This is a genomic window from Actinoplanes sp. 13 (assembly GCF_056134165.1).
Window position 1 is genome coordinate 111,626 of the sequence record NZ_JBVYOQ010000019.1, and the last position, 10,955, is coordinate 122,580.

The 10,955-nt window shown below is 68.9% G+C and carries 11 protein-coding genes and 2 tRNA genes; 11 read left to right on the forward strand and 2 right to left on the reverse strand.

Going from position 1 to position 10,955, the window contains the following annotated elements; genetic code table 11:
- The first annotated feature begins 18 nt into the window (after window positions 1-18).
- The 4 genes from AC0NH5_RS29900 to AC0NH5_RS29915 all read left to right on the forward strand — a co-directional run bounded on the left by AC0NH5_RS29900 (window position 19) and on the right by AC0NH5_RS29915 (window position 5,348).
- Window positions 19-1,056, forward strand: coding sequence for a substrate-binding domain-containing protein (locus AC0NH5_RS29900; protein WP_474410062.1), 1,038 nt, complete (start codon window positions 19-21; stop codon window positions 1,054-1,056).
- A 9-nt stretch (window positions 1,057-1,065) separates the two neighbouring features.
- Window positions 1,066-2,256, forward strand: coding sequence for a Gfo/Idh/MocA family protein (locus tag AC0NH5_RS29905; RefSeq protein WP_474410064.1), 1,191 nt, complete (start codon window positions 1,066-1,068; stop codon window positions 2,254-2,256).
- A 582-nt stretch (window positions 2,257-2,838) separates the two neighbouring features.
- Complete coding sequence (locus AC0NH5_RS29910) at window positions 2,839-3,750, forward strand: hypothetical protein (RefSeq protein WP_474410065.1); 912 nt, start codon at window positions 2,839-2,841, stop codon at window positions 3,748-3,750.
- A 590-nt stretch (window positions 3,751-4,340) separates the two neighbouring features.
- Window positions 4,341-5,348 (forward strand): sugar phosphate isomerase/epimerase family protein, encoded by a 1,008-nt coding sequence (locus AC0NH5_RS29915; RefSeq protein ID WP_474410067.1) that lies wholly within the window; start codon window positions 4,341-4,343, stop codon window positions 5,346-5,348.
- A gap of 167 nt (window positions 5,349-5,515) precedes the next feature.
- Here AC0NH5_RS29915 and AC0NH5_RS29920 read toward each other — a convergent pair whose 3' ends face one another.
- A complete protein-coding gene (locus AC0NH5_RS29920; RefSeq protein WP_474410069.1) occupies window positions 5,516-5,848 on the reverse strand; it encodes a hypothetical protein in 333 nt (110 codons plus the stop codon).
- 204 nt (window positions 5,849-6,052) lie between these two features.
- Here AC0NH5_RS29920 and AC0NH5_RS29925 point away from each other — a divergent pair.
- The 5 genes from AC0NH5_RS29925 (at window position 6,053) to AC0NH5_RS29945 (ending at window position 8,797) form a co-directional block, all read left to right on the forward strand.
- Window positions 6,053-6,128 (forward strand) — tRNA-Asn (locus AC0NH5_RS29925).
- 235 nt (window positions 6,129-6,363) lie between these two features.
- Complete coding sequence (locus AC0NH5_RS29930; protein ID WP_474410070.1) at window positions 6,364-7,632, forward strand: NAD(P)/FAD-dependent oxidoreductase; 1,269 nt, start codon at window positions 6,364-6,366, stop codon at window positions 7,630-7,632.
- A 31-nt stretch (window positions 7,633-7,663) separates the two neighbouring features.
- The gene (locus AC0NH5_RS29935) at window positions 7,664-7,834 is read left to right on the forward strand and encodes a hypothetical protein (RefSeq protein WP_474410072.1); all 171 of its coding nucleotides are present in this window, start codon (window positions 7,664-7,666) and stop codon (window positions 7,832-7,834) included.
- Window positions 7,835-7,873: 39 nt separating this feature from the next.
- Window positions 7,874-7,950: transfer RNA gene (locus tag AC0NH5_RS29940), tRNA-Ile, on the forward strand.
- 79 nt (window positions 7,951-8,029) lie between these two features.
- The gene (locus AC0NH5_RS29945; RefSeq protein WP_474410074.1) at window positions 8,030-8,797 is read left to right on the forward strand and encodes a tyrosine-type recombinase/integrase; all 768 of its coding nucleotides are present in this window, start codon (window positions 8,030-8,032) and stop codon (window positions 8,795-8,797) included.
- Here AC0NH5_RS29945 and AC0NH5_RS29950 read toward each other — a convergent pair.
- On the reverse strand, window positions 8,691-9,062 hold the full coding sequence (locus AC0NH5_RS29950) for a LysR family transcriptional regulator (RefSeq protein ID WP_474410075.1): 372 nt from the start codon (window positions 9,060-9,062) through the stop codon (window positions 8,691-8,693). The genes AC0NH5_RS29945 and AC0NH5_RS29950 overlap by 107 nt on opposite strands.
- Window positions 9,063-9,133: 71 nt before the next feature.
- Between AC0NH5_RS29950 and AC0NH5_RS29955 the strand changes: the two genes are divergently transcribed.
- The gene (locus AC0NH5_RS29955) at window positions 9,134-9,949 is read left to right on the forward strand and encodes a class I SAM-dependent methyltransferase (protein WP_474410077.1); all 816 of its coding nucleotides are present in this window, start codon (window positions 9,134-9,136) and stop codon (window positions 9,947-9,949) included.
- Between the two features lie 309 nt (window positions 9,950-10,258).
- Window positions 10,259-10,792, forward strand: coding sequence for a nucleoside deaminase (locus AC0NH5_RS29960; protein WP_474410079.1), 534 nt, complete (start codon window positions 10,259-10,261; stop codon window positions 10,790-10,792).
- The last annotated feature ends 163 nt before the right edge of the window (window positions 10,793-10,955 follow it).

Consider the following 10,955-nt stretch of genomic DNA (forward strand, 5'->3'; position numbering starts at 1 on the left):
CCTGAGACGGGAGCAATAATGTCCTCATTGTCCCGTAGGCGCGTTCTGTTCGGCGGCGCTGCCGTCGGCACCGGCGCCCTGCTGACCGCCTGCACCAGCAACGACACCTCCAACAACGCCCAGGTCAACACGAACGCGAGCAACCAGAACGCCGCCCCCGGCGAGAAGGTCGTGATCGGGTTCTCCGCACCCGCCGCCGACCACGGCTGGATCGCCGCGATCACCAACAACGCGAAGGCCCAGGCCGCGCAGTACTCGGACGTCGAACTCAAGATCACCGAGGCGGGTGCCGACGCGGCCGCCCAACGTGCCGCGGTCGCCACGATGATCGCCGAGAAGCCGACCATCATCGTGATGCTGCCGCACGACGGCAAGGAGCTGAACTCGGCCGCCGAGGAGGCCATGCGGGCCGGCATCCCGGTGGTCAACCTGGACCGCGCCTTCCCGTCGCAGGACGCGTTCCGGTTGCAGCTCAAGGGCGACAACTACGGCATGGGGCTGGCCGCCGGCTCCTACATCGGCGAGCAGCTCAAGGCCAAGGGTGTGGCCAGTCCGATCATCGGTGAGATCGCCGGCATCGACTCGCTGGAGCTCACCCAGGAACGCTCCGCGGGCTTCAAGGCGGCGCTCGCGGTCTACGGTTTCAAGGTCGCCAACCGCCGGGCCGCCGACTTCACCGTCAACGGCGGTCAGGCGGCTGCCACCGACCTCCTCCAGGCGCTGCCCAGGATGGACGCGCTCTGGAACCACGACGACGACCAGGGCGTCGGCGTGCTGGCCGCGATCAGTCAGGCGAACCGCAGCGAGTTCTTCATGGTCGGCGGCGCCGGCTCGAAGGCCGCGATCGACGGGATCGTCAAGGACGACACCGTCCTGAAGGCAACCGTGACGTACAGCCCGTCGATGGCCTCCTCGGCGATCTCGCTGGCTCGGCTGATCGCCCAGGGCAAGGGGATGAGCGACCTGGTCGAGCTCCAGGTGCCCAAGGAGATCATGCTCGCCTCCGAGACGATCACCAAGGAGAACGCCGCCCAGTACAGCAAGCTCGGCTTCTAAGGGGACAACATGTCGCAGGACCTGCGAGTCGGCATGGTCGGCTACGCGTTCATGGGGGCCGCGCACTCGCAGGCCTGGCGCACCGTCAACCGCGTCTTCGACCTGCCGCTCAACGCCGGCATGTCGGTGGTGTGCGGCCGCTCCGCCGATCAGGTGGCGGAGGCGGCCGCGAAGCTCGGCTGGGCCGGGCACACCACCGACTGGCGGTCGGTGGTGGACAGTGACGAGATCGATCTGGTGGACATCTGCACGCCGGGTGACACCCACGCTGAGATCGCGCTGGCCGCGCTTGCCGCCGGCAAGCACGTCCTCTGCGAGAAACCCCTGGCCAACTCGGTGGCCGAGGCGCGGGAGATGGCGGCGGCCGCGGCCAAGGCGAAAACTCAGGGTGTACGCGCGATGTGCGGTTACAACTACCGGCGGGTGCCGGCCGTGGCCCTGATGCGGGACCTGGTCGCGTCCGGGCGGATCGGGACGATCCGTCACGTGCGAGCCGCCTACCTCCAGGACTGGATCGTCGATCCGCAGTTCCCGCTGGTCTGGCGGCTGCGCAAGGAGATCGCCGGCTCGGGCGCCCTGGGTGACATCGGTGCGCACATCGTCGACCTCACCCAGTTCGTGACCGGCCAGTCGATCACCGCTGTGTCGGCACTGACCGAGACGTTCATCCGGACCCGGCCGCTGCCGTCGGCGTCGTCCGGGCTCTCCGCCGCGGCCAACGGCGCCACGGTCGGGGAGGTCACGGTCGACGACGCCGCGCTGTTCCTGGCCCGGCTCGACGGGGGAGCGGTCGCGTCGTACGAGGCGACCCGCTTCGCCACCGGCCGCAAGAACGCGCTGCGGGTGGAGCTGAACGGCTCGCTCGGCTCGCTGGCGTTCGACTTCGAGCGGATGAACGAGCTGGAGTTCTACGACGGTTCGGCGCCGGCTGCCGAGCAGGGCTTCAACCGGATCCTGGTGACCGAGCCGGATCACCCGTACGTGTCCGGGTGGTGGCCGCCGGGGCACGGTCTGGGATATGAGCACTCGTTCACCCACCAGGCGCGGGACCTGATCGAGGCGATCGCGGCGGGCAAGGACCCGGCGCCGTCGTTCACCGACGCGCTGCAGGTGCAACTGGTCCTGGACGCCGTGGAGCGGTCCGCCGCCGCCGGCTCGTGGACCGACGTCGAGTCCGCCCTGGAGCCCGCCCAGAGCTGACCTCACCACCACGGCCGACTCTCCGGCGCTGTCTCGAAGCTCTCGCGGCAGCGCTCGGAACCGGCCTTCGGAACGTCCGCCGGGATCGATGAGGGACGGTGCGGCTGCGCCCCGCACCGATCGGTCCACGGCGGTCAGGATGCGGATGCACGGGAGATCATTCCGTGCATCCGCATCCTTGTGCTTCGGCACGTGCCAGACGCACGAGCAGCCGCACATTGCATGTCCATTTGTGCAGATGGTGAACGCGCAGTGTGGAGGAAAACGCTCTCTCAATGCCTCTTTCGGGTGGCTACTCGCTGGTCACCGGCATCACGTTGATTGATGAGCGCCTATCGAGGCGGCCGTTTCCGATCATGTTATGGCCGGTCACGACGTCGCACGGCGGGTGCGCCGGTGATCCGTCTCACGACGCAGGCTCGTATCCGAGGACAGGCATCCACGGATGGAGGCGGCGATGAATCCCGGGCTACGCGACACCGGTCTCAGTGGGAACCCGGCCGAGATGGTCCATACTGGAGGCGTCAGCACGCGCGAATGCACGTGCACCTGCACGGGTCAGCTCGTCCGGGGAGGAAATTGATGCGGCTGCGACATCCCTCCGGCCGGATCGTGCATCTCAGCTGTGGCATCAGCCTAGTCGAGTCTCCGACTCTGGCCGCCGCCGTCGATCATCTCGACGCCGTCACCACGGCGCTGCGGGCCCGGTTCGGAGCCGGCACGCTGGACATCGCCCTGCGGCTACCGTATCCACTCGCCGCCGCCCTCGCCGACGACGGGCGCGCCCGCACCCGGCTTCGTGCCGAGCTCGACGCCCGCAGGCTCGAGGTCGTCACGCTGAGCGGCGTGCCCGACGCCGAGGGCGGCGGCGAGGACTCCGACAACGCCCTGGGTGACTGGAGCAGCCCGCGCTGCGTCCAGCAGACCCTCGAACTGGCCCGGATCCTGGTCGACCTGCTCCCCTTCGAAGAGGTGCGCGGCGCCGTCGCCAGCTGTGGCCTGGGCCGCCGCGACGAGTGGGACGAAGCCCGCGAACGCGCCGTCGCCCGCCAGCTCGGGCGCCTCTCCGGCGGCCTCGCCGACCTGGCCTGGCGAGTCGGCCGCGCGGTCCGCGCCGGCTTCCAGCCCGGACCCGGCCGGGTGCTGGACACCCCGGAGGAGACCGTCGCCGCGCTCACCCGGGTCGACAAGGACCGGCTCGGCATCTGCCTCGACCTGGCCACCGTGCTGCGGGACTGGCCGGACCCGACCTCGGGCATCGACCGGCTCACCGATGCCGGGCTCTCCGTCATCACCGCCCGGATCAGCGACCCCACGGTCGCCTGGCAGCCGATCCTGCGGCACCTGCTGGCCGCGGACACCGCCCGCACCGAATATGTGGACGTGGACACCGCCGGGAGCCCGGCTGAGGCGGCGAGCCATCTGGCGTACGTCCTGGAGGAGCTGACCGGCATCGGCCTCGCGCCGGAACAGCAACACTGCGGCGCGCCCTGATCGCCGCTCCCGCTCCGCCGGTCCCGCCGGCTTCGCCTGCCGCACTCGCTGCGCCCGCTTCGCCTGCCACACTCGCCGCACTCGCCGCACTCGCTTCGCCTGCCGCGCCCGGGGCCGCCCGCCGTTCCGGCTTCGCCTGCCGCGCCCGGGGCCGCCCGCCGTTCCGGCTTCGCCTGCCACGCCCGGGGCCGCCCGCCTTTTGGGCATTCCGCTTTCGGCTATGCCCGGACTCTGGCCGTCCGCCTTCTGACGCCCGCCCTCCGCTGCGTCGCCGCCCCCTGCGTGGTGACTTCGGGTGCGTAGCGCGCCCGAAGTCACCACACGGCGCTCGGTCCGGCCATGCTTGGGGAGTTGGGGTGCGTAGCGAGCCCGGAATCACCACGCTGCTTGCTCGCGGGCATCTGGGCTGTGGCCTTCCGTGGCACGCTGTGCCGCCGTAGAGTCGCGGTGGGGCCAGCCGCTACGACGGGCGGGCCGTCCGGGAGGCGCAGACCCGGCCGGCCGATCCAGGTCGTGCGTCTCGACGTGGCGATGACCCCTGGCCGGTTTCCCTCACCGGCCGGCTGAACGCCAGTCATCAGGGAGGGAACATGGCACGACCCATCACGCTCTTCACCGGCCAGTGGGCCGACCTTCCGTTCGAGGAGGTCTGCCGGCTCGCGTCGGAGTGGGGCTACGACGGCCTGGAGATCGCCTGCTGGGGTGACCACTTCGAGGTGGACCGGGCGCTCGCCGAGGACGACTACGTCGACCGCAAGCATGAGCAACTCGCCAAGCACAACCTCAAGTGCTTCGCCATCTCCAACCATCTGGTCGGCCAGGCGGTCTGCGACCACCCGATCGACGAGCGGCACCAGGGCATCCTGCCGGCGGCGATCTGGGGCGACGGCGACGCGGAGGGGGTACGCCTGCGTGCGGCCGAGCGGATGAAGGACACCGCCCGGGCCGCCGCGAAATTCGGCGTGAACACGGTCGTGGGCTTCACCGGCTCCTCGATCTGGCACACCGTCGCGATGTTCCCGCCGGCGCCCGCCTCGATGATCGAGCGCGGTTACGCCGACTTCGCCGACCGGTGGAACCCGATCCTCGACGTCTTCGACGAGGTGGGCGTCCGGTTCGCGCACGAGGTGCACCCCAGCGAGATCGCGTACGACTACTGGACCACCCGGGCCACCCTGGAAGCGATCGGCAACCGGCCGGCGTTCGGGCTGAACTGGGACCCGTCGCACTTCGTCTGGCAGGACCTGGACCCGGTCAACTTCATCCTCGAGTTCGCCGACCGGATCTACCACGTGGACTGCAAGGACGCCAAGGTCCGCACCGGCGACGGGCGGCGCGGCCGGCTCAGCTCCCACCTGCCCTGGGCAGACCTGCGGCGCGGCTGGGACTTCGTCTCGACCGGCCACGGCGACGTGCCATGGGAGGACTGCTTCCGGGCGCTCAACAGCATCGGGTACGACGGACCGATCTCCATCGAGTGGGAGGACGCCGGCATGGACCGGCTCGTCGGCGCTCCCGAGGCGCTGCGCTTCGTGCGGCGGCTCGCCTTCGACCCGCCGTCCGCCGCGTTCGACGCCGCCTTCTCCTCCGACTCCTGACCACCGTTGTGTGGTGACTTGGGGTGCGCTCCGCACCTCAAGTCCCCACGCGGGTTGGGCTGGTGTGGTGATTTTGGGTGCGCTGCGCACCTCAAGTCCCCACACGAGGTTGGGGGGTATGGCGAAGGGCCGTCCCGAAGCGGGACGGCCCTGCGGCTCAACCGGCGTCAGTACGTGGTGCCGGTGGTGGTGCCGGTGCCCTTCGACGAGGTCAGCGTGTCGCTGGGAGCGAGCAGCTCGTCCGTGCTGGCCGAGCTGGTCCCGGTCGTACCGCTGGTCTGCAGCTTCTCACCGAGCTTGGACGACTGAAGCTTGTCCTTGCCCTCGGTGTAGAGCTTGTTCGCCTGCGCCTGGGCGACGCCGGCGGCCTCCTGGACCGACGGGTGCTGCCAGGCCTTCTGGGCGGTGGCCCGGATCTCCTCGTACTTCTCCCGGCCGGCACGGCTACCCATGACGAAGCCCGCCGCGAGACCGGTGAGGAACATCAGCTTTCCGCGCATGATGGCGGCTCCTTCCGTTGTTGACGCGCCTGCGTCTGCCGACGTGCATACCCATCCTGTCGGCCTGATACTCCCCTTATCCGGCTTTCCCAGGTGTTGCTCCCGGCACGACCCGCCCGGGGGTATCCCGTTGGTGGAGCCGACGGATGGTCATGTAGTCTGTTCTCCGTCGCCAGGGAAACCCGGCAACAAGAGTCACAGCAGTCCCCGATAGCTCAATTGGCAGAGCAGCCGGCTGTTAACCGGCAGGTTATTGGTTCGAGTCCAATTCGGGGAGCCACTCGGAGGTCGATCGCCACGGCGGTCGGCCTTTCTGCTTTGCCGCTCGTGCGGGGACCCTTCGTGCACCCGGCCGGGCGCAGCCGGTCCTTCTGCGAACGGGGCGCGCAGCGCGTACCTCATCATGATTTTTGATCTTGTGGTTCGGCTCTTTCGCCTCCTGGCTCTTTCGCCCCCTGGGGCGCACATGCCCGGTTAGGCTGAGTTCCGCGTTGATTGCAGCCTGTGAGGTGTTCATGTCGCAGCCCGTTGAGGTGGACGTCGTCATCGTCGGCGGCGGGCTCGCCGGGCTGTCCGCTGCCCGGCGGCTCGACCGCGCCGGCGTGGAATGGCTGCTCGTGGAGGCCGCCGACCGCCTCGGTGGCCGCGTCGCCACCGACGTGATGGACGGCTGGCGGATGGACCGCGGATTCCAGGTGCTCAACACCGCGTACCCACGGCTGCCCGCACTCGTCGACGTCGACGCGCTGGACATGCGGTATTTCACCAGCGGCGTTCTGGTGCGCCGCGGCGGCGGCCTGCACCGCCTGGAGAACCCGCTGCGCGGCCCGCTCGCCGCACCGCAGACCCTGACCTCCGGAGTCGGCACGCTCGCCGACCGGCTCAAGTTCGCCGCGCTCGCCACCCGCTGCGCCACCCTGCCGGCGAACAAACTGCTCGACATGCCGGAGACCACCACCCAGGAGATGCTGCGCAACGCCGGGCTGTCGCACCGGATCATCGAAGAGGTGCTGCGGCCGTTCTTCTCCGGCGTCTTCGCCGAACGCGGCCTGGACACCTCCAGCCACGTCACCGCGATGTACCTGCGCTCCTTCACCCGCGGCCGGATCGGAGTGCCCGCAACCGGCATGGCGGCGCTGCCCGCCGCGATCGCCGGCCCGCTGCCCTTCCCGCAACTGCTGATCGGCGCCCGCACCCTCTCCATCGGCCCCGGCCTGGTCGTCACCGAGGGAGGCGAGATCCGCTGCCGCGCGGTCATCGTCGCCACCGACCCGATCACCGCGTCCACCCTGCTGCCGCAGGTGCCGCGACCGGACGTGCACGGGCTGACCACGTTCTACTTCGGAGCCGACCACGCCCCCATCGACGAGCCCATCCTGCTCCTCGACGGCGACCGGCGCGAAATCATCTCCAACACGGTGGTGATGAGCAATGCGGCGCCCGAATACGCACCTGCCGGAAAGAGTCTCATCGCAGCCTCAGTCGTCGGCGTCTCCGCCCCGTCCTCCGCGTCCGAGGCGGTGATCCGCGTCGAGCTGGCCCGGATCTACGGTGCGCCCACCGACGCATGGGACCTGCTCAACGTGGTGACCGTGCCGCACGCGCTACCGGCGGCCCCGGCACCGCAAGCCCGCCTGCGCAAGCCGGTCGCCGTCGGCGACGGCCACTTCGTGGCAGGTGATCATCGCGACAGCCCGTCCATCCAAGGCGCGATGGCCGGTGGGTGGCGGACGGCGGGAGCAGTGCTCAATTTCCTGGGCGCCAGGGTGGGGAGCGCGTCATGAATGTCCTGGCCGCCAGGGTGGGGAGCACGTTATGAGCGACATCAACCCGGAGAATTACGCCGAATTCACCACGCAGGACGGGCCGTGGGAGCCGTCGGTGGGAGACGAAGGGCTGCCGCAGGTGGAGGACCTGCAGCCGGCGGAGATGGTGTCGGACCCGGCGCGGCAGATCATCCTGGTGCCCGCGGTGATAGATCGCTAGCTGCGGGTGGTGGGTTTTGGATAGGATCGCCGCCGGTACGGGGCGGTAGCTCAGTGGGTTAGAGCAGGGGACTCATAATCCCTCGGTCGCGGGTTCGAGTCCCGCCCGCCCCACCAGTAGATTTGCTAGATCAAACCGTACATTGAGCCCGTTCGTGACACGGAACGTGACACAAGCGGTGCTAGCGTGCCGCTCATGACGCGAGCGGCACGCCCTCGCCGGCGACAGCGAGGCTCGATCGACACGTTGCCCAGTGGGGCACTGCGGGTGCGCGTGTATGGCGGCACCGATCCGTTGACAGGCAAGCGAAACGATCTGATCGAGACGATCCCGGCTGGCCCAGATGCGCCGCGGCTGGCGGAGCAGGCCCGGACGCGTCTGCTCAACCAGGTCGACGAGCGCCGGAACCCGCGAACCAAAGCGACAGTGAACCAGCTGTTCGACCGCTGGCTTGAAGTGCTCGATGTTGAGCCGTCTACGCGGATCGGCTACGTGCGGAAGATTGAGAAGCACATCCGGCCGATGCTCGGGAAGGTGCGGGTCGGTCGAGTCGACGCCGAACTGCTGGAGACCTTCTACGCCAGGCTCAGGAAATGCCGCGACCACTGTGACGGTCGCCGGTTCGTCCAGCACCGCACCAGCAAGGAACACGAGTGCGACAGCCGGTGCGGCTTCCACAAGTGCAAGGGACTGGCAGATTCCACGGTGCGGCAGATCCACTGGATTCTGAGCGGTGCGCTGGACCGGGCGGTCAGGTGGAAGTGGATCGCGATTAACCCTGCGGAGCACGCCGACAAGCCGGCGCTGCCACATCCGGACCCACAGCCGCCCAGTGTCGCGGACGCCGCTCGGATCATCAACGAGGCGTGGCGCGATGCGCGGCCCGGAAGCGGCGGATCGCTTCAGGCATCAGCCCGGTGTTGGCGCTGGGGAACGCGGCCAGCCGGAGCTGTCCGCTGGTGAGGTCACTGAACGTGGCCAGGCGAGCCATCATGGCTCGGATGCCGTCGAGAACATCGCGGGCGTACGCCACAGCGACGTCACCGGCCGGGGTCGGCTTCACCCCGCGCGGCGAGCGATCGAACAGATGCAGGCCGACCTGTCGCTCGATACCCCCGATCTGGCGCGACACGGCAGGCTGGGTCATGTGAAGCGCCTCCGCCGCCGCGGAAAACGACCCTCGCTCGGCCACCTCCACGAGTACCCGCAGAGTCCAGGTGTCCAACATGCGCGAAGCTTATGGCAGCGATTCCTGATCGGCAGTGGCGCGCATACCAGGTGCACGCCACCGTATGACGTGTGGATATCGCGAACACCACCCAGGATCAGGCATGGAACGGCGCGGAAGGGCGGCACTGGGCCGATCGCGCCGACCGGATCAATGCCAGCGTCACCGGCCACCTGATCGAGGCGGCCGGTCTCAGTCCTCGCGATCGGCTACTCGACATCGGCTGCGGCACCGGCTACAGCACCCGCACGGCCGCCAAGCTCACCACCGAAGGAGAGGCCGTCGGCCTCGACCTGTCGACGCCGATGCTCGACCGGGCGACCCGCTACGCCAAAGACGACGGCCTCACCAACATCCGCTTCATGCGCGGCGATGCCCAGGTGCACCCGTTCGCCGCCGACTGGTTCGACGTAGCGATCAGCCAGTTCGGTGTCATGTTCTTCACCGACCCGGTGTCCGCCTTCACCAACATCCGGCAAGCGCTGCGACCGGGCGGACGGCTTACGTTCGTGTGCCCACAGGCCGCCGACCAGTGTGAGTGGCACCAGGCTCCCGGCGAAGCATTCGGCGCAACGGGCCAGACGCCGAACGAGGGCATGTTCTCGCTGGCCGACCCCGGCCTGACCACACGGATCCTGACCGCCGCCGGATATCTGCACGTACACATCCAGCCGCTGACCACATCGCTCTTCTTCGGCCGCGATGTGTCGGAAGCGGTCGCCTTCTTCACCGGTAGTGGGCCAGCACGTGCACTGCTTGAATCCGGGGTGGTTACCGAGGCCGACGTCGTTGCAAGGCTCGGCACGGTTCTGCGCCGATACGCCGACAAGACCGGCGTCCAGATTCCGGGCCGGCACTGGCTGGTACGGGCAGAGCGAGGTGCGTGATATCCCGGCGGATCCATTGGCCGGAGAACTCAGGGCATGCTCTCATCTCGGCTACTTGAGCGTGCATACGCTCATCGGCCCGGTCGACACGGACAGTGACCGGCGGGCTTGGCTGTCCGAGCGGATCACGGTAGATCCGGATGCTGTCCAAAGTGCCGCTCAGACCGGTTGCTCCGTTGATGGAGGAGTCGGGCCAGTCGGTATGGTCGGCTGGCCCGCATCGGCGATGACTGCGGCGTCGTTGGTCTCGACGCGCCGGCGCGCCACAGAAGGACGTCACCGACGATCGACATATGGGAAGGTCGCGGCATGCCGGATGACAGGACCGCCGATGACCTCGTAGCGCTCGCACTCGAAGTGTCCGAGGAGGGTATGCGGGCCGGCGAACTGCCCGTCGGCGCGGTTGTCGTGCTCGGCGAAGAGGTCCTCGGCCGAGCGTACACCCAGGAGCAGACACAGGGCCGACGGCTGGTCCACGCCGACCTCCTGGCCATGGAACAGGCCGACCGGCAACTCGGCTGGAGGCCCCGCGACCTTCCGCTCATTCTCGCGATTACGCTCGAGCCCTGTCTCATGTGCCTCGGCGCCGCTATGGCCCTTGGCGTGTCCGAGGTCTACTACGGCCTGGAAGCACCCGATGATGGCGCCAGCGGCGTCGCCGCCGTGTGGCAGCCGGTCCGGCACGGCATGTCGTTCTCGCACCTGCCCACCGTGACCGGTGGTTACCGTCGGCGGGAGTGCTTGGACCAGTTCCGGCGCTACGCCGCGACCGCCACGAACGGGTCGCTGCGCCAGTACGCCGAGAGCATGGCAGCCCTCCCGGTTAATGTCACTAAGGCCTGAATCACACCAGTCCAGCCGCGGGCCGCTCGCTGCCGACATCCGCTCATCGGCTAAATGAGTAACTTTGTCATGACCGTCCAAGCGCTGCTCCGCTTCGCAAGGTGATCGCCTGCCTCCGGGTGGGCATGCTCCATGCCGGTGCGACACCTCGGCGAGTCGGCGT

What these genes read in the sequence shown, in the direction of transcription:
- AC0NH5_RS29900 (WP_474410062.1), top strand. Translation starts at nt 19, where the DNA reads ATGTCCTCATTGTCCCGTAGGCGCGTTCTGTTCGGCGGCGCTGCCGTC.
- AC0NH5_RS29905 (WP_474410064.1), top strand. Translation starts at nt 1,066, where the DNA reads ATGTCGCAGGACCTGCGAGTCGGCATGGTCGGCTACGCGTTCATGGGG.
- AC0NH5_RS29910 (WP_474410065.1), top strand. Translation starts at nt 2,839, where the DNA reads ATGCGGCTGCGACATCCCTCCGGCCGGATCGTGCATCTCAGCTGTGGC.
- AC0NH5_RS29915 (WP_474410067.1), top strand. Translation starts at nt 4,341, where the DNA reads ATGGCACGACCCATCACGCTCTTCACCGGCCAGTGGGCCGACCTTCCG.
- AC0NH5_RS29920 (WP_474410069.1), bottom strand. Translation starts at nt 5,848, where the DNA reads ATGCGCGGAAAGCTGATGTTCCTCACCGGTCTCGCGGCGGGCTTCGTC.
- AC0NH5_RS29930 (WP_474410070.1), top strand. Translation starts at nt 6,364, where the DNA reads ATGTCGCAGCCCGTTGAGGTGGACGTCGTCATCGTCGGCGGCGGGCTC.
- AC0NH5_RS29935 (WP_474410072.1), top strand. Translation starts at nt 7,664, where the DNA reads ATGAGCGACATCAACCCGGAGAATTACGCCGAATTCACCACGCAGGAC.
- AC0NH5_RS29945 (WP_474410074.1), top strand. Translation starts at nt 8,030, where the DNA reads ATGACGCGAGCGGCACGCCCTCGCCGGCGACAGCGAGGCTCGATCGAC.
- AC0NH5_RS29950 (WP_474410075.1), bottom strand. Translation starts at nt 9,062, where the DNA reads ATGTTGGACACCTGGACTCTGCGGGTACTCGTGGAGGTGGCCGAGCGA.
- AC0NH5_RS29960 (WP_474410079.1), top strand. Translation starts at nt 10,259, where the DNA reads ATGCCGGATGACAGGACCGCCGATGACCTCGTAGCGCTCGCACTCGAA.